The organism is Rhodoferax sp. GW821-FHT10B06, from assembly GCF_059415605.1.
Map to the genome: position 1 here is coordinate 1 of NZ_JBWKNO010000013.1, position 17,870 is coordinate 17,870.

Below are 17,870 nucleotides of genomic sequence, written 5' to 3' on the forward strand. Positions count from 1 at the left end.
TCTCTCCACCCCGACACCATCAACATACAAGTTTTTGAACCCGACGTCTTAAACATACAAGCGCAGCGAGTTCGAGCAGGACCCCGCCCAGACCGAGCAACGCAGCGTACCCCGTAGCGTAGCGAAAGGGGCGACGACTTCGGCTCGCCTTTCTTTGGGTTACGTTTCTTTGGCGAAGCAAAGAAAGGTGACTGCGCCGCCGGGCGCACATCCCGGCCGGGGATGCCAAAGGCCCCAACCCATAACAATGGTTCAAGCCCAATCGCTCGCCAGCGCAGGAAACACCTGCGCAACCAGCTATCAATTTGAGATTAATCGCCTATCCACGCACCCGCCCCTCCGGTATCACCAACGGCGTCCCTGATACCGGGTCTTCAATGATGCGACACGGCAGATCAAACACCCGCTCCACCAACTCCGGCGTGATGATGTCGCCCGGCGTGCCCTGGACCACCAGTTGCCCCTGGCGCAGCACGACCAAATGGTCGGCATAGCGGCAGGCGTGGTTCAGGTCGTGCAGCACGGCGACCAGGGTGCGGCCCTGGTGGCGGTTCAGGTCGCGGAAGAGTTCAAGCAGGTCGATCTGGTGCGCCAGGTCCAGGTAGGTGGAGGGCTCGTCGAGCAGCAGCAACTGCGTGTCCTGCGCCAGCACCATGGCGAACCAGACGCGCAGGCGCTGGCTGCCGGAGAGTTCATCGACCCGTTAGCCATGCGTAGACCTTCAGAGGATTGGGGTTGTTTCGGCTTCTGGCGCAGGTAATACCTGCGTAGGCAGCTATGGTTTGCATAGCATCTGGCGCAATGGCCTTGACCCGTCTGCCGATCTGCGCCACCCGCAGGCAAAATGCCCGCCATGACGAACAAGAAAACCCTGCTGCTGGTCGATGGCTCCAGCTACCTGTACCGCGCATTCCACGCCATGCCCGACCTGCGCGCCGTACCCGGCGACCCGAAAAGCCCGGCCACCGGCGCCATCCGCGGCATGGTCAACATGATGACCAGCCTGCGCAAGGAAGTGCGCGCCGACTACGCGGTGTGCATCTTCGACGCCAAGGGTCCGACCTTCCGTGACGAGTGGTACCCCGCCTACAAGGCCACGCGCAGCCCCATGCCGGACGACTTGCGCACGCAGATCGAGCCGGTGCACGAAGTGGTGCGCCTGCTGGGCTGGAAGGTGGTGGCCGTGCCGGGCGTGGAGGCCGATGACGTGATCGGCACGCTGGCCCGGGTGGCCGGCGACCAGGGCATTGAGGTCATCGTCTCCAGCGGCGACAAGGATTTGAGCCAGCTGGTGAACGAGCATGTGACCATCATCGACACCATGAACGGCAAGCGCCGCGACGTGGCCGGCGTGACCAGTGAATTCGGTGTGCCGCCCAGCCTGATGATCGACTACCAGACCCTGGTGGGCGACACCGTGGACAACGTGCCCGGTGTGGCCAAGGTCGGCCCCAAGACGGCCGCCAAGTGGCTGATGGAATACGGCTCGCTGGACGCGCTGATGGAACGCGCCACCGAAATCAAGGGCGTGGCCGGCGAGAACCTGCGCGCCGCCGTGGACTGGCTGCCGCAGGGCCGCCGCTTGGTGACCATCAAGACCGACTGCGATTTGGTGGAGCACATCGACGGCCTACCTGCTCTCGATTTGCTAGCGTACACCGTACAGGATACGGGCGCGCTCAAGGCTTTTTACGAGCAATACGGCTTCAAGGGCCTGGCCAGCAAGCTGGACGGTGCCGCCGCCGAGCCGGCACCCGCCAAGCCGGCCAAAACACCCAAGGCCGCCGCACCCGCCGAGCCGGGCTTGTTCGATGAACCTGCCGAGCCCGCCGCAGCGCCTGGCCGCACGCCAGGCTTTGAGAATGTGCTGAGCTGGGAGGCCTTTGACGCCTGGCTGGCCAAGCTGGAAGCCGCCGAGCTGGTGGCGCTGGACACCGAAACCAACTCCATCGATGAGATGGTGGCCGAGATCGTCGGCATCAGCTTCAGCGTGACGCTGGGCGAGGCTGCCTATGTGCCGGTGGCGCACAACTACCCTGACGCGCCCACCCAGCTGCCGCGCGACGAGGTGCTGGCACGCCTCAAGCCCTGGCTGGAAAACCCGGCCAAGCTGAAGCTGGGCCAGAACATCAAGTACGACCGCCATGTGTTCGCCAACCACGGCATCGAAGTGCAGGGCTATGCCCACGACACCATGCTGCAAAGCTATGTGCTGGAAGTGCACAAGCCGCATGGCCTGAGCAGCCTGGCCGAGCGGCATCTGGGCCGCAGTGGCATCAGCTTCGAAGACCTGTGCGGCAAGGGCGTGCACCAGCTCACCATCAACCAGGTGGACGTGGAAAAGACCGCCGAATACGCCTGCGAAGACGCGGACATGACGCTGGACGTGCACCGCTTTCTGTGGCCGCAGCTGGAGGCCGACGCCAAGCTGCGCGGCATCTACGAACTGGAGATTGCCTCCAGCGAAGCCCTGTACCGCATAGAGCGCAACGGCGTGCTGATCGACGCACCCACCCTGGCCAAGCAGAGCGGCGAGCTGGGTGCGCGCATCCTGCAGCTGGAGGCCGAAGCCCATGTGCTGGCCGACCAGCCGTTCAACCTCAGCAGCCCGAAGCAGATCGGTGAAATCTTCTTCACCAAGCTCGGCCTGCCGGTGGTCAAGAAGACCGCGACCGGCGCGCCCAGCACCGACGAAGAAGTGCTGGAAAAGCTGGCCGAAGACTATCCGCTGCCGGCCAAGATCCTGGAGCACCGCGGTTTGAGCAAGCTCAAGGGCACCTACACCGACAAGCTGGCCCTGCTGACCCTGCCGCGCAGCGGCCGGGTGCACACCCACTACGCGCAGGCGGTGGCGGTGACCGGGCGGCTCAGCAGCAACGACCCGAACCTGCAGAACATCCCGATCCGCACGCCCGAAGGCCGGCGCGTGCGCGAGGCCTTTGTGGCGCCCGCCGGCAGCGTGATCGCCAGCGCCGACTACTCGCAGATCGAGCTGCGCATCATGGCCCACATCAGCGGCGATGCGTCGCTCTTACGCGCCTTCCACGAAGGCATAGACGTGCACCGCGCCACCGCCGCCGAGGTGTTCGGCGTGACGGTGGAGCAGGTGAGCAGCGAGCAGCGCCGCTACGCCAAGGTGATTAACTTCGGCCTGATCTACGGCATGAGCGCCTATGGCCTGGCGCGCAACCTGGGCATAGACAACACCGCAGCCAAGAACTACATCGACCGCTACTTCCAGCGCTACCCCGGCGTCAAAACCTATATGGACGAAACCAAGGCCCTGGCCAAAGAGCAGGGCTATGTGGAAACCGTGCTGGGCCGGCGCCTGTACCTGCCGGAGATCAACTCACCGAACGGCCCGCGCCGCGCTGGTGCCGAGCGCGCCGCCATCAACGCGCCCATGCAGGGCACGGCCGCCGACCTGATCAAGCTCAGCATGGTGGCGGTGCAGAAGACGCTGGACGATGAAAAGCGCGGCACCAAGATGGTCATGCAGGTGCACGATGAACTGGTGTTCGAAGTGCCCGATGGCGAGGTCGATTGGTTGCGTACCGAGATCCCGCGCCTGATGGCCGGCGTGGCCGATTTGAAGGTGCCCTTGCTGGCTGAGGTGGGGGTGGGGCCGAACTGGGACAAGGCCCACTGATTGCCACGATATTGCTATTAAGTTGATAGCCGCCAGCGCAGGTGTTATGTGCGCTGGCGGCTAAAAACTTCTACTGCCAACGCTCCTGGCAGATGGGGCGCGTAGCCAGGCCGGTCTTATTTAAACTTGAAGAACGCGACGTCGTCGGTCAGGCGCTGCGCCTGCTCGGCAAGGCTGCTGGCGGCCGACGCGGTTTGCTCCACCAGCGCGGCGTTTTGCTGGGTGGATTGGTCCAGGTCTTGTACTGCAGTGGCGACTTCGGCAACGCCCTGGGTCTGTTCACGGGTGGCGGTGGAGATTTCGCCCATGAGGGTATCGATCTTGCTGGCGTTGGCCACGATTTCGCCAATGGTGGTGCCGGCTTCGGCCACCACCCGTGTGCCAACTTCCACCTGCTCGATGCTGGCAGAGATCAGGGCCTTGATTTCTTTGGCTGCGGCGGCCGAGCGGCCTGCCAGCGAGCGCACTTCTGACGCCACCACGGCAAAGCCCCGGCCTTGCTCTCCGGCACGCGCGGCTTCTACTGCGGCATTCAGCGCCAGGATGTTGGTCTGGAAGGCAATGCCGTCGATCACGCCAATGATTTCACCGATCTGGTTGGACGAGGCACGGATGCCGTCCATGGTTTTCACCACCTGGCTGATCACCTGGCCGCCCCGGGTGGCTGCGGCTGCGTTTTCACGCACGATGCTGGTGGCGCCCTGTACCGAGTCGGCCGTGTGTTTCACGGTGGAGGTGATTTGTTCCATGCTGGCGGCCGTCTTCTCCAGGCTGGCGGCATTGGACTCTGTGCGTTGCGACAGGTCCAGAGAGGCCGAGGCGATCTCGTCACTGGCGGTCTGCACGCTGCCGGCTCCTTCTCGCACACTGGAGGCGATTTTTCGCAAACTGAGCTGCATCGTGCCCATGGTGAGCATCAGCTGCGCCACTTCGTCCGAACCCCAGGGCTTGGGAGCGGTGGTGAGGTTGCCCTGGGTGATCTCGGTCAAATGTCCGGACACTTCCTGCAGGCCGCCCATCATGACCTTGTAGAAGGCCAGCATCAGATAGATGGCCAGAGCGATGAAGAAAATGCAAATGCCCAGTTGGCTGAAGAATGCACGTTGCAGCCGGCTCATACGTTCATCCAGCAGCCCGTTCAAGCGTTCGCGCAGCTGCAGGTCCATGGCGCGTTGCTTGTCCACTGCCGTTGTCGCCAGGGCCAGGAATGCAGCCGGGTCGCCTTTGATGGACTCGCCCAGAATGTCTGTTTCGATAGTCTTGAGCAAGGCTTTTCGGGAGTCGTCTAGGCTCTTCATGTCGAATTTCTTGGCGACTTCGGGAAAGTCTTCTACGCCCAGTCGGAAGGAGTTATCAAACTGCTCGTCAATGAATTCAATCAAGGCGATGCTTTCGTGCAGAAGCTCGGATGATTTGGGCGCCAACGCTTCCTTACTTGCCAAAGCTGCATAGGCCAGACCACGCAGTCGCGCCAGTTGTTCTGAGTATTTGGGCCCCAGCAGCACGCCCACATTCATCACGTGGTAGCTCTCCAATTCCGGGTCCAGCGAGAGCTGCGAGTCGTCCGCGACGTCACTGATCAGCCCGAGCGCTTCATGGATCACAGCAGAGTGGGCTGCAAACGTGGCGTCAGGGGTGGCCGCCACGGGCGTCTGGGCAATGGCGTTGTGCGCCTTGCTCAGTGCTTCGAATCTATTTTTGGTGCCGCTTGCCGCCGGGTTGAACAGCTTTTGTTGCGCTGCCACTTTCTCGAATGCGGCATTGGCCTTGGTTTGCATTTCGGCCATATCAGCGGACTTCGCGCTGGCCGCGCGGCGCAGGTTCTGTGCCGCAGCGATGTATTCGGTGACGGGTGTCACATAGGCAATGCCTTGCTGTTCGCTGAGGGTGACGTTGATCTGGTCACGGGTCTGTTGCCAGAACAACCAGACCAGCAATGCCAGCGGTATCACCAGCATGATGGATATCCAGGCGGCTTTTGCAGGAAAGCTGATCGACCGGAAAAGTTTGACACCAGGAGCCAGCCAACCGTGGTAGCGAAAGAACGAGCCGAATCCGGCGTCGTGGGTAGGCTGTCTCGTGCTCATTTATACAATCCCGCTAGTTACAAATAACTACAACCAGTGTAGGGTCTGAATCAGCTGCATTGGTTTGGTCGAGACAACTATGTTCACAAGTGTTTTCTCGAAATAAGAACCAGTTGCATGCTGACCGTAGAGGCATTCTGGATGGGTGATGGGCAGCTTGCAATTCTTTTTACGGCCAGACCCTGCCTGCGTCCAGCCGGGTTGGCTGGCTTGCTAACATCAGGTGACACATATGTGTACATCGTCCCGCCGAGGGCGGTTTTTTGTTTGATGGACCCCATGACTCTTCTCGCAATTCTGGTGGGCACCCTGTGTGCCGGTATAGGCAGTGTGTGGCTGGCGGCTGCGCTCAGTTTCGGCGTGCTGGCGCGCTATACGCAGCACATGCTCAGCCTGGCGGCGGGTGCCTTGCTGGCCACGGCATTCATGCACCTGTTGCCTGAAGCCTTCGAGAGCCAGGCCGGCGTGCAAGAGCTGTTTGGCACGCTGCTGGTGGGCCTGGTGTTCTTTTTTCTGCTCGACAAGGCAGAGCTGTGGCACCACGGCCATGAGCATCACCAGGGCCCGCAGGATGGTCATGGCCATACACACGCCCATGACCACGGGCACTCGCAAGACCACCACCATGCTGCGCCGTTGCGTACCGGCGGCTGGGCCGTGCTCACTGGCGATAGCGTGCATGCCTTCGGCGACGGCATTCTGATTGCCTCGGCCTTCATGGCCGATATACGCCTGGGCTGGGTGGCTGCGCTGGCCGTGCTGGTGCACGAGGTGCCACACCATATGGGCGATCTGGTGGTGTTGCGTGGCACTTCCAGCAACCGGCGTGCGGCGCTGGTCAAGGTGTCGTTGGCGGGCGCGGTAACGGCACTGGGTGGTGTGGTGGGCTTTGCCCTGGTGGACCTGCTGCACGAATGGCTGCCGTATTTTCTGGTGGTGGCCTCCAGCAGCTTTATCTATGTAGCGTTGGCGGACCTGATTCCTCAGTTGCAAAAGCGCCTGAGTGCGGCGCAAACTGCGGCACAAATCGCCTGGCTCTTGTTGGGCATAGGTTTGGTGACGGTGGTCAGCGGCCTGGCGCATGGCCATGCACATTGACCCCCGGGCCGGTCAGAATATCTGACTAGGCGATTTCACCAGCACACAGCGTTAGCGCTGCAGGGTAAAAGAGGTTTTGGAGCACCGATGTGGGTGGCCCATAGCCGCCAAAAAAGCGGAGTACACCATGGAAACACTGCAATTTCGTTGGACACCGGCGCAGGGTTGGGATGATGCCGGCCACAGCATGGTTGACGCCCAGCTGGTCTTCGTTTTTGCCGATCACCCGTATTTTCAGACCCCTGCTTGTTTCGAAGCCCTGCGACAACGCTTTCCGCAGGCCTGCCTGCTGGGTTGCTCCACAGCGGGCAATGTGCAGGGCACTCTTATTAGCGATGGTGATGTAACGGTGACGGCGCTGCGTTTTGCGCGTAGCCGTGTGCGCTTGGTGTCTGCCGAGTTTGGCAAAGACGTGGCGCAGACCACGGCCGGGCTGATCGCCCAGCTGCAGGCCGATGATTTGCGCCATGTCTTTGTGCTGCTGGACGGCGAGCAGGTGGACGGCAGCGAACTCATGGTCGGCCTGCGCAGTCAGCAAGGCGCCATTACCGGCGGCATTGCCGGTGATGGTGAGCGTTTTGGCGCGAACTGGGTGATGGCCGATGCGTGCGCCCGCCAGTCCTGTATTGCTGCCGTGGGTTTTTATGGCGATGTGTCGGCCAGTAGCACTTGCTTTGGCGGCTGGCAGGAGTTTGGCCCGGAGCGCCGTGTGACCCGTTCGCGCGGTAACTTGGTCATGGAGATCGATGGTCAGCCTGCGTTGGCGCTGTACAAAAAATACCTGGGCGAACTGGCGCAGGATCTGCCTCGCAGCGGCCAGCGCTTTCCGCTGGGCTTCAAGCTGCGCGGCGGTGGCGATATGCTGCTCCGCTCGGTGATGGGGGTGGACGAGGCGACGCAAAGCCTGTCTTTTGCGGGCTATGTGCCAGAGGGCAGCATCTGCCGTCTGATGCGCAGCCATCGCGATGGCTTGGTGGATACAGCGTTCAAAGCGGCAGAGGCCACAGCGGCCAACCTGGGTCAGCAGCAGGGCCTGTGCCTGGTGGTGAGCTGTATAGGGCGCAGGCTGGTGCTGAGCCAGATGGTCGAGGCCGAACTGGAGGCGGTGCACGAGCGGCTGGGTCCGGGCATGCGGTTGGCCGGTTTTTATTCTTATGGTGAGCTGGCGCCGTTCGGTGCCAGGATGGAATGCCAATTGCATAACCAGACTTTGGTATTGACCACGTTGCACGAATGACATTGCCGATGCATCCCTTGCTGGCGCGTCAAATGCGCCGCCACCTGCCGTCTGAATGGGGCGGCGAGCCTGCGCTGCGGGCTTTCCTGCATGCTGTGGACAGCTATTACCAGGAGGCTGACCAGGAGTGCCGCATGCTGGAGGGCGCGATGACGGTCAGTTCGCAGGAGCTGTCGGAAAACATCGCCAAGGCACGCAGCGATCATGCTCTGCTGCGCAGCGTGATGGATTCGATCCCCGATCTGATTTTTTTCAAGGCACAGAATGGCGAGTACCTGGGCTGCAACAAGGCCTATGAGCGCTATATGCGCGTGCAGGAGTCGGAGGTGCTGGGTAAGACCGATTTTGATGTACTGGGTGATCCCCTGGCGACCGAACTGCTGGCATTGGATCAAGAGGTTTTGCGCAGCGGCCGTCGCCACCTGACCGAGCGCTGGTTTGACAGCTGGGGCAAGCGCCCGCGCGTCTGTCTGGAGGTGATGCGCACACCGTACTACGACGCCGATGGGCAGTTGCTGGGCCTGATCGGTATCGGGCGCGACATCACCGAGCGCAAGCTGTCGGACGAAACCATACAGCGCCAGGCAAATTACGACGCGCTGACCGAGCTGCCCAACCGCCGTTACTTCCAGGAGCGCCTGGAGCATGAGATGAAGCAGGCCAAGCGATCCGGCCATCCGCTGGTGTTGATGCTGATCGACCTGGACAACTTCAAGCAGGTAAACGACCTGTTGGGCCACTTTGCCGGCGACCAGCTGCTGGTGCAAGTGGCCCGTCGCATCACGGCCTGTGTGCGCGAGACCGATATGGTGGCGCGCCTGGGCGGCGACGAATTCATTGTGTCCCTGCCGGGTAATCTGCATTTGCAGCAGATCGAGACCGTGGCCTGCAAGCTGCTGGAAAGCCTGGCCGCGTCCTTCACGCTGGGTGAAGAAATGGCGCTGATCTCGGGCAGCATAGGCATCACCATCTACCCGGAAAACGGTGCTGATGCGCAAACCCTGCTGAAGAACGCCGACCAGGCCATGTACTTCGCCAAGGCCAGCGGGCGCAATCGCTACAGCCTGTTCACCCCGGTCTTGCAGGAAACCGCCACCAAGCGCCGCCAGCTGATGCGCGATCTGCCCGCAGCGGTGGAGGCGCAGCAGTTCCAGGTGCATTACCAGCCGATTGTGGACCTGCAGACCGGCGCGGTGCACAAGGCCGAGGCCCTGGTGCGCTGGCAGCACCCGGTGCTGGGTTTCATCAGCCCGGCGGACTTCATCCCGCTGGCGGAAGACACCGGCGCCATTCTGGATATCGGTGACTTTGTGTTCCGTGCGTCGGCCGCACTGGTGCAGCAATTGCGCGCGCAGGGCCACGCCGGTTTCCAGATCAGCGTGAACAAGTCGCCGGTGCAGTTCCGTGGACCACGCAACCAGATGGCTGAATGGGTCGAGCATCTGGCCAACATGGGGCTGCCCGGTGATGCGGTGGCATTTGAGATTACCGAGAACCTGCTGATGCAGCTGGAAGAAGGCACCAGAAACCGCCTGCTGGCCATGCGCGACGCTGGCATGCAGATATCGCTGGACGACTTCGGCACCGGCTATTCATCACTGTCCTATCTGAAGAGCCTGGACATCGATTTTCTGAAAATAGACCAATCTTTTGTGCGCGACCTGGAGGAGGACGCCAGCGACCGCGCGCTGTGCGAAGCCATCATTGTGATGGCGCACAAGCTGGATTTGCAGGTGGTGGCTGAAGGCATAGAAACGCCGTTCCAGCGCCAGTTCTTGCAGAGCGCGGGCTGCGACTACGGTCAGGGCTATTTGTTCTCGCGGCCGGTGCCCGGTCCTGCGCTGGAGGCTTTTCTCCAGCAGCTGTAAACATACGTTCAGGGCATGCCGTTACGACCGTGCAGGCGGTAGCCCGGGCGCAGGTTCAGCCGTTCGTAATAGGCCTGCACCGCTGGCAGCGCGGGCCGCTCAATTGGTGCCATGTACCAGCGCTGGGTGGCCAGGCCCAGCACGATGTCCGCCAACGTGAAGTCCTCGCCGAGGATATAGGCGCCCGTGTTTTGCAGTTGGTTTTCCAGGATCTGCATATGGCGGCTCCAGCTGTGTACGCTGGCGGCGCGCAGGGCCGGGTCCTGGTGGTCCGGGCTGTGCCGCACCAGGCCCATGAAGGCGTAGCGCCAGGCGTTGTTCAATTCGGTAGCCTGCCAGTCCATCCATTGCTCTACCTTCGCGCGTGCTGCAGGCCCGGCTGGCAGCAGGTCCGTGCGACCTTGTTTGGTCGCCAGGTAGCGGCAGATGGCGTTGGATTCCCACAGCACAAAGTCTCCGTCGCGGATCACGGGCACCAGGGCGTTCGGGTTCAGCACCCGGAATGCTGCCGTGTCAGTGGACTGGAAGCCCGTACCCCAGGGCTCCAGTGCATAGGGCAAGTCCATTTCCACGCACAGCCACAACACTTTGCGTACGTTGATGGATGTGGGTTTACCCAGGACCTGCAGCATGGGCTATGCCTTTTTAGCGCGGGGCATAGCCCATGACACGCCACTTGCCGTCGGTGTCCCGCACGGTGGCGACGATTTCTTCCACACCTTTTTTGTTGGCAAAGTCGGTGTTGAAGATCGCGGTGACGTACTCACCGTCAGGCCGTCCCGGCATGGTGGTTTTGTAGACCACGCGCGCCAGGGTGCGGTTCTCGAATGTGCCAAAGGGCGCGCGCACGCCTGGAATGCTGTCCATCCACTGGCCAATCTGCACCAGGTTGCGGAAGGACTGGCTCGCCGCCTCGTAGGCGCCGCCCCAGTTTTGCTGGTCCAGCATCAACAGCCAGCCGGCGGCGGCCAGTTGGCCGTCGGCCTCCTTGGCGGCTTGTTCCTTGTCGGTGGTAGCGGACGGCGCAGCGGCCTGGGCCGATGCCAGAGGGGTGTACAACAGTGCGGATGCCGCCAGGCACAGGGAGGCCGGGGCCAGTTTCAACAGATGCATAGGATTCCGATGGCAAAAGATGCAGAACCGGCAGTGTAGGCGGACTGTGCGACACGGGTGTAAAGCCGTGTATCCCTGGTGCTCTTGGGCTGTGCTGCGCCTCCCCGTCGGGATATGCCGACAGGATTTACATTTATTTGTGCGTTATTTGCGCGTATTAGTCAGGCAATCAGCCAGGTGCTGGGATTTTTTGCCCGGTGGAGGAGCCGGTCAAACTCTGTGCGGGCCGGCGCAGGCTGGCGTCGAAGGGGTGGATCTTGGGGCTGATGCTGGCGGCTTCGCGCTTCAGTAGCTCGACCACGGTTGGCATGCGGTCGGCGTTGAGGCGGTCGGCAATCGTGCCCACGCTGAGGGCCGCCACGGCCCGGCCTTCGCGGTCGCAGATCGGCACGGCCACGCCGGCCATGCCTTCGAGCAAGCCGGTGTTGCGGCCCGCATAGCCGAGCTGGCGCACGCGCTCGATCTCGGTGCGCAGATACACCTCGTCGTAGACCCCGTACTCGCGCACCCGCGACAGATTGAAGCGGATCACCTCTTCGCGCTCGGCTTCGGGCAGAAACGCCAATATGGCCAGCGCACCCTGGCCCACGCCCAGGGCGATGCGGCCGCCCACGTCGCCGGTGAACGAGCGTATCGGGAACGGGCCTTCGCTGCGGTCCAGGCACACCGCGTCAAATCCGCTGCGGGCCAGCAGAAAGATGCTGTCGCCCAGGCTGGCACACAGGCGCAGCAGCACCGGGCGGCACAGGCTGCGCAGATCGCCGGGGTTGCCGGCATGCGCGGCCAGCGCAAAGAAGTCGATGCTGAGGCGGTACAGCTTGCTGCGCTCGTCTTGCTCGACCATGCCTTCTGCCACCAGCGACTGCAGCAAACGGTGCGTGGTGGCTTGCGTCAGGCCGACGGCGCGCGCCAATTGGGTGACGCGCCCACCTTCGGCCTGCACTGCTGTGAGTGCCCGGATGACGGCAAAGACCCGCGGCACCCCGCCGGTGGCGGTTGAAGGGGTTTCCATAGCACTCTCCTGCGGAATAATTTTCTGTGAGTTTACGATAAGTATTCCATTAAACGGAATAAATTAAAGAAAAATTCTGATTAATGGAATACCCGCTGAAAGTTGGTTTGCTTATTGCAATAGAGTGAATTGATATTGCCAAACAATCCGAAGCGGATGGCTGCTCGCACCACCTGGGTGCGCCCGTCCGCAGACCTGGCATACAGCGGGGCTCCGCAAGGCCCCGGCTGCTTGTGAACCGAGAAGAAAGGCCCGCGTATGTCATTCCTCCAGCTCAGCAACGTGACCAAGTTTTATGGCAGCACCTGTGCGGTGTCGGCCATGAACCTCACGGTGGAAAAGGGCGAGTTCGTGTCCCTGCTTGGCCCCTCGGGCTGCGGCAAGACCACCACCTTGCAAATGGTCGCGGGCTTCGAGGCCGTGAGCAATGGGCGCATCGAGCTGGACGGGCGCGACATCACCCATGCCAAGGCCAATACCCGCGGCCTGGGCATCGTGTTCCAGACCTACGCACTGTTCCCGCATATGACGGTGGCCGACAATGTGAGTTTCGGCCTGGAGATGCGCAAGATGCCCAAGGCCGAGCGCCTGGAACGCGTCAAAGAGGCGCTGGCCCTGGTGCACCTCGAAGCCCACGCCAGCCGCTACCCGCGCGAGTTGTCGGGCGGCCAGCGCCAGCGCGTGGCCCTGGCCCGTGCCCTGGTGATCGAGCCGCCGGTGCTGCTGCTGGACGAGCCTTTGTCGAATCTGGACGCCAAGCTGCGTGAGGAAATGCAGTTCGAGCTGCGCAAGATCCAGCGCAAGGTGGGCACGACCACGGTGATGGTCACGCACGACCAGAGCGAGGCCATGTCTATCAGCGACCGCGTGGTGGTGATGGAGGGCGGCCGCGCCACCCAGATCGACCACCCGCACCGCGTCTACGAGCACCCCAGCACGCGCTTCATCTCGACCTTTGTCGGCAAGGCCAATCTGCTGACCGGGCGCATGGTGGCCGGTGGTGCGCAGCCCCGCGTGGACCTGGGGGCTATCACGGTGGATGTGGACGATGTGGGCTTCCGTCCCGGTGTGGCCGTGCTGCTCAGCGTGCGGCCAGAGAAGCTGCAATTGGTGGACGCCGGACGCGGCCGGCTGGACGGTACGGTGCGCGAGCGCTTCTTCCTGGGCAGCCAGTGGCTGTATGCGCTGACCACGGCCGTGGGCGAGTTGATGGTGCTCAGCCCCAACGACGGTCGCCCGGCGCTGGACGAAGGCCATGCTGTCGGCATCGACTGGCCCATGCACTGCACCCGCTTATTGCCTGCCGACGAGGCTGCGCTGTCGGCCATGGAGGCCGCATGAGCAAGGCCACGCCCTGGTGGCTGTCCGGCCCCGCATTGGTACTGTTCGTGGCGCTGCTGCTGGTGCCGTTGGGACTGACGGCCGTGCTGTCTTTCAATGCCTATGACTCGGTCGCCGGCGTCAAGGCTGGCGAGTTCACCTTAGAGCATTACACCCATGTGTTCAGCGACGACTATTACTACGGCATCTTCTGGCGGACCTTCTGGATCTCCGGCCTGGTCACGCTGATCTGCGTGGCCGTGGGGGCGCCCGAGGCCTACATCCTGAGCCGCATGGGCAACCCCTGGCGCTCGGTGCTGCTGCTGGTGGTGCTGGCGCCGCTGCTGGTGTCGGTGGTGGTGCGGGCCTTTGGCTGGAGCATGTTGCTAGGCCCCGAGGGTCTGGTCAATGGCACGCTGAAGCTGTTGGGCCTGGGGCCGGTCAAGATGCTGTACACCGAAATCGCGGTGGTGGTGGCCTTGGTGCATGTGATGCTGCCCTTCATGGTGATCCCGGTCTGGACCTCGCTGCAGAAGCTGGACCCGGGCGTGGAAAACGCCGCGCTGTCGCTGCAGGCCACGCCTTTCACCACCCTGCGCCGCATCGTGCTGCCGCAGGTCATGCCCGGCATTTTGTCGGGCAGCCTGATCGTCTTCGGCCTGGCGGCCAGCTCGTTTGCCATCCCCGGCCTGCTGGGCGGGCGGCGGCTGAAGATGGTGGCCACCGTGGTCTACGACGAGTACCTGCACGAGCTGAACTGGCCGCTGGGCGCGGCCATAGCCCTCATCTTGCTGGTGGCGAACCTGGTGGTCATGCTCAGCTACAACCGGCTGGTCGAAGGCCGTTATAAAAAATCTTTGGGCTGACACCATGCGTAAAAACGGACCTATCGCGCTGCTGTTCAATGCTCTCGTGATCGCATTCATGCTGGCTCCTCTGTTGGTGGTCTGCGTGGTGGCGTTCACGCCCGAGAACACGCTCAGCCTGCCGACTACCGAGTTCTCGCTGCGCTGGTTCCGTGCGGTGTTTGCTCACCCCGACTTCATGCAGTCGTTCTGGAACAGCCTGTGGCTGGCCCTGGCCTCGGCGACGCTGGCTACGCTGCTGGCCGTGCCCGCGGGCATGGCCATCACCCGCTATAACTTTCCGGGGCGTGGCTTTCTGAACGGCCTGTTTCTGTCGCCCTTGATCATTCCGCACCTGGTGCTGGGCGTGGCCCTGCTGCGCCTGTTTGCGCTGGTAGGCGGGGGCGGCAGCTTTGGCTGGCTGGTGTTCGCCCACGCGTTGATCGTCACGCCCTATACCTTGCGCCTGGTGGTGGCCGCGCTGGTGGGCTTTGACCGCAGCGCCGAGCAGGCCGCGCTGTCGCTGGGTGCGAGCCAGGCCCAGGTGTTTGGCCGCATCACCTTGCCGATGATTTTGCCGGGTGTGACGGGGGGCTGGTTGCTGGCTTTTATCAACAGCTTCGATGAAGTCACCATGTCGATCTTTGTGACCTCGCCGAGCACGGTGACACTGCCGGTGCGCATGTACATGTATGCCACCGAGTCGATTGACCCGCTGATGGCGGCGGTGTCGGCCTTGATGGTGGCCGTTACGGCCTGCGCGATGATTGTGCTGGACCGGGTCTACGGCCTGGACCGTGTGTTGGTGGGACGCTAGACATGAGCGCATGGCAACCCCTGTTGCACCGCGTTGCGGAATCTGACCGCGCCGCTGTGCCCTTTACCTTGGATGGACAAGCTGCCAGCGCGCTGGAAGGCGATACGGTGTTGACCGCGGTGCTGACCCACTGTGGCCAACTGCGCTGCAACGAATTCAGCTTTGAGCCGCGTGCCGGCTTTTGCATGATGGGCGCCTGCCAGGACTGCTGGGTCCAGACGGCGAATGGTGAGCGCTTCCGCGCTTGCTCGACCTTCATTACTGCGGGCATGGATGTGTGCACTGGCGGAGTATCGGCATGACGAACAGCCTGTTACAGCCCGTGGTCGTTGGCGCCGGTCCGGCCGGTGTGCGGGCCGCCCAGACCCTGGTGGCGCATGGCGTGCGCCCGGTGGTGCTGGACGAAGCCCCGCGCGCCGGCGGCCAGATCTACCGCCGGCCGCCCGCGCACTTCCAGCGCACGGCGCAGACCCTGTACGGCTTTGAAGCCGCACGCGCCCAGGTCGTGCACAGCGCGTTCGATAGCTTGCAAAGCCAGATCGACTACCGCCCCGACAGCCTGGTCTGGAACGCCCAGGGCGGCCTGCTGGATGTGCTGCATGGCCCCACCCAGACCACGCAAAGCCTGCCCTACCAGCAGTTGGTCGTGGCCACAGGCGCCACCGACCGCGTGCTGCCGATTCCCGGCTGGACCCTGCCCGGCGTCTACGCCCTGGGCGGTGCCCAGGTGGCGCTCAAGTACCAGGGCTGTGCGATCGGCCAGCGCGTGGTCTTCATGGGCACCGGCCCCTTGCTGTACCTGGTGGCCTACCAGTATGCGAAGGCCGGTGTGGAGGTGGCGGCGGTGCTGGACACGGCCCGCCTCAGCGACCAGCTGGCCGCGCTGCCCGCCATGTTGACCCAGCCGGCGGTGCTGGCCAAGGGTTTGTATTTTGTGGCCTGGCTGCGCGCCCACGGCGTGGCCTTGCACAGCGGCGTGCGCCCCCTGCGCGTGCTGGGCGATGCGCGCGTGCGCGCGGTGGTCTGGCATGACGGCCGGCAAGAGCACTCGCTGGACTGCGATGCCATCGGCTTCGGCTATGCCCTGCGGTCCGAAACCCAGCTGGCCGACCTGCTGGGCTGCCGTTTCGCCTTTGCGCCGCAGCAGCGTGCCCACTTGCCCGAGCGCGATGCCGCAGGCCGCTCCAGCGTCGCCGGCGTGTACTTGGCGGGCGACGGCGCGGGCATCATGGGCGCGGATGCGGCCGAATGGGCGGGCGAGCGCGCAGCGCTGGCCTTGCTCGCCGACCACGGCGTGGCCGTGGATACCGCTCGCGCCGGGTTGCTGGAGCACAAGCTCCAGCGTTTGCAGACATTCCGTACCGGCCTGGAACGGGCCTTCCCATTCCCCGCCGGCTGGGCCGCCCAGGCGCCGGATGAGCTGGTGGTGTGCCGCTGCGAGCACATCACCGCGGGCGAATTGCGCCGCACCGTGCAAGCCACCGGTGCCGATGAAATGAACCGCCTCAAGGCCTTGTCGCGCGTCGGCATGGGCCGCTGCCAGGGCCGCAGCTGCGGCGTGGCTGCGGCCGAAATCCTGGCCCATGCCACGGGTAAGCCGGTGGAGCAGGTGGGCCGCCTGCGCGGCCAGGCGCCGATCAAGCCGATTCCCATCCATCTGGTGCACACCTCGGTGGAGGTGCAGGCATGACGGCCCAGCGCATCCAGGCCGATGTGGCCATCATGGGCGGCGGCATCGTCGGCGCGTCTGCGGCGCTGGCCTTGCGGCGCATGGGCTTGCAGGTGGCGTTGCTGGAGCGTGACCTCTGTGGTTCCCGCGCCAGCGGTGTCAATTACGGCGGCGTGCGGCGCCAGGGCCGGCCGGTCAACCAGTTGCCGCTGGCCCAGCGCGCGCACCGCATCTGGGCCAACTTGCCGAATCTGATCGGCACCGACGGCGAATACCAGCGCAGCGGCCACTTCAAGATTGCGCGTAGCGAGGCCGACCTGGCTGCGCTGGAGAATTACCGCGCTCTGAGCCGCGACTTCGACCTGGGCATCGAGCTGCTGACCGGCCCGCGCCTGCGCGCCCACTGTCCGTGGCTGGGCGGCAAGGCCGTGGGCGGATCGCTGTGTGCCGAAGACGGCCAGGCCAATCCGCGCCTGGTGTCTCCGGCCTTTGCCCAGGCCGCCCGACGTGCCGGCGCGCAGATTTTTGAACGCAGCCCGGTGGACGAGGTGTTGCACGATGGCCAGCACTTCACGCTGCGCTCGGGCCAGGCTTTGGAAGTCACAGCCCCGGTGCTATTGAACTGCGCGGGTGCCTGGGCCGGCAAGCTGGCCGCCCAGTTTGGCGAGGCCGTGCCACTGCAGTCCGGCCATCCGGCGATGGCGGTGACCGAGCCGCTGCCCTTCTTCATGGACTGGAGCCTGGGCGTGGAGGGCGGTGGCATCTACTGTCGCCAGGTTGCGCGCGGCAACCTGGTGCTGGGCGGCGGTGCCGGTGTGGCTCTGGACGCCGACCGTGCGCGCTCCGAACGCGCAGCCATCGCCGCCTTGTCGGTGCAAGCTGTCGAGCTACTGCCGGCGCTGCGCCATGCGCATTTCATCCGCACCTGGAGCGGTACCGAAGGCTATCTGCCGGATCGCCAACCGGTGCTGGGCCTGAGCCGGACCACGCCCGGATTGGTACACGGCTTCGGCTTTGCCGGCGCCGGTTTCCAGATCGGCCCGGCGGTGGGCGAGGTGCTGGCCGAACTGGCCCGCGATGGCCGCAGCAGCACGCCGATAGACGCTTTTTCCATTGACCGTTTTCTTCCTGCCCCCACCACCCATTGAAAGGATT

At 63.6% G+C, this 17,870-nt stretch carries 15 protein-coding genes; 10 read left to right on the top strand and 5 right to left on the bottom strand.

Annotated elements, in window-relative coordinates:
- Window positions 1–319 precede the first annotated feature (319 nt).
- Window positions 320–655, bottom strand: a complete 336-nt coding sequence (locus tag AC07O2_RS18410) for an ABC transporter ATP-binding protein (protein WP_495077199.1) — start codon at window positions 653–655, stop codon at window positions 320–322.
- 198 nt (window positions 656–853) lie between these two features.
- Here AC07O2_RS18410 and polA point away from each other — a divergent pair, with 198 nt between their 5' ends.
- Window positions 854–3,649 (top strand): DNA polymerase I, encoded by a 2,796-nt coding sequence (gene polA, locus AC07O2_RS18415; RefSeq protein ID WP_495077200.1) that lies wholly within the window; start codon window positions 854–856, stop codon window positions 3,647–3,649.
- Window positions 3,650–3,765: 116 nt separating this feature from the next.
- On the opposite strand, the gene AC07O2_RS18420 is transcribed toward polA, so the two are convergent.
- On the bottom strand, window positions 3,766–5,736 hold the full coding sequence (locus AC07O2_RS18420; protein ID WP_495077201.1) for a methyl-accepting chemotaxis protein: 1,971 nt from the start codon (window positions 5,734–5,736) through the stop codon (window positions 3,766–3,768).
- Between the two features lie 279 nt (window positions 5,737–6,015).
- Between AC07O2_RS18420 and AC07O2_RS18425 the strand changes: the two genes are divergently transcribed.
- The 3 genes from AC07O2_RS18425 to AC07O2_RS18435 all read left to right on the top strand — a co-directional run bounded on the left by AC07O2_RS18425 (window position 6,016) and on the right by AC07O2_RS18435 (window position 9,939).
- Window positions 6,016–6,834: a ZIP family metal transporter gene (locus AC07O2_RS18425; protein WP_495077202.1), complete on the top strand. Its 819-nt coding sequence runs from the start codon at window positions 6,016–6,018 to the stop codon at window positions 6,832–6,834.
- 127 nt (window positions 6,835–6,961) lie between these two features.
- Window positions 6,962–8,071, top strand: a complete 1,110-nt coding sequence (locus tag AC07O2_RS18430) for an FIST signal transduction protein (RefSeq protein ID WP_495077203.1) — start codon at window positions 6,962–6,964, stop codon at window positions 8,069–8,071.
- Entirely contained in the window at window positions 8,068–9,939 is a 1,872-nt protein-coding gene (locus tag AC07O2_RS18435; RefSeq protein WP_495077204.1) for a putative bifunctional diguanylate cyclase/phosphodiesterase, read from the top strand. Before AC07O2_RS18430 ends, AC07O2_RS18435 begins: the two co-directional genes overlap by 4 nt.
- Window positions 9,940–9,947: 8 nt before the next feature.
- Here AC07O2_RS18435 and AC07O2_RS18440 read toward each other — a convergent pair whose 3' ends face one another.
- From AC07O2_RS18440 to AC07O2_RS18450, 3 genes are all read right to left on the bottom strand, one after another.
- The gene (locus tag AC07O2_RS18440) at window positions 9,948–10,571 is read right to left on the bottom strand and encodes a glutathione S-transferase family protein (protein WP_495077205.1); all 624 of its coding nucleotides are present in this window, start codon (window positions 10,569–10,571) and stop codon (window positions 9,948–9,950) included.
- A 13-nt stretch (window positions 10,572–10,584) separates the two neighbouring features.
- A complete protein-coding gene (locus AC07O2_RS18445) occupies window positions 10,585–11,052 on the bottom strand; it encodes a DUF4019 domain-containing protein (protein ID WP_495077206.1) in 468 nt (155 codons plus the stop codon).
- 169 nt (window positions 11,053–11,221) lie between these two features.
- Window positions 11,222–12,064 carry an IclR family transcriptional regulator gene (locus AC07O2_RS18450; RefSeq protein WP_495077207.1) on the bottom strand — a complete coding sequence of 281 codons (843 nt, stop codon included), beginning with the start codon at window positions 12,062–12,064 and terminating at the stop codon, window positions 11,222–11,224.
- A gap of 258 nt (window positions 12,065–12,322) precedes the next feature.
- On the opposite strand from AC07O2_RS18450, the gene AC07O2_RS18455 reads away from it, so the two are divergent.
- The 6 genes from AC07O2_RS18455 to AC07O2_RS18480 are packed head-to-tail and all read left to right on the top strand — an operon-like array spanning window position 12,323 to window position 17,863.
- Window positions 12,323–13,405 carry an ABC transporter ATP-binding protein gene (locus tag AC07O2_RS18455; RefSeq protein ID WP_495077208.1) on the top strand — a complete coding sequence of 361 codons (1,083 nt, stop codon included), beginning with the start codon at window positions 12,323–12,325 and terminating at the stop codon, window positions 13,403–13,405.
- The gene (locus AC07O2_RS18460; protein WP_495077209.1) at window positions 13,402–14,250 is read left to right on the top strand and encodes an ABC transporter permease; all 849 of its coding nucleotides are present in this window, start codon (window positions 13,402–13,404) and stop codon (window positions 14,248–14,250) included. The genes AC07O2_RS18455 and AC07O2_RS18460 overlap by 4 nt, the downstream gene beginning before the upstream one ends.
- 4 nt (window positions 14,251–14,254) lie before the next feature.
- Entirely contained in the window at window positions 14,255–15,046 is a 792-nt protein-coding gene (locus tag AC07O2_RS18465) for an ABC transporter permease (protein WP_495077210.1), read from the top strand.
- Window positions 15,047–15,048: 2 nt separating this feature from the next.
- Window positions 15,049–15,348, top strand: a complete 300-nt coding sequence (locus AC07O2_RS18470; RefSeq protein WP_495077211.1) for a (2Fe-2S)-binding protein — start codon at window positions 15,049–15,051, stop codon at window positions 15,346–15,348.
- Window positions 15,345–16,736 carry an FAD/NAD(P)-dependent oxidoreductase gene (locus tag AC07O2_RS18475; protein ID WP_495077212.1) on the top strand — a complete coding sequence of 464 codons (1,392 nt, stop codon included), beginning with the start codon at window positions 15,345–15,347 and terminating at the stop codon, window positions 16,734–16,736. The genes AC07O2_RS18470 and AC07O2_RS18475 overlap by 4 nt, the downstream gene beginning before the upstream one ends.
- Window positions 16,733–17,863, top strand: a complete 1,131-nt coding sequence (locus AC07O2_RS18480) for an NAD(P)/FAD-dependent oxidoreductase (protein WP_495077213.1) — start codon at window positions 16,733–16,735, stop codon at window positions 17,861–17,863. Before AC07O2_RS18475 ends, AC07O2_RS18480 begins: the two co-directional genes overlap by 4 nt.
- The last annotated feature ends 7 nt before the right edge of the window (window positions 17,864–17,870 follow it).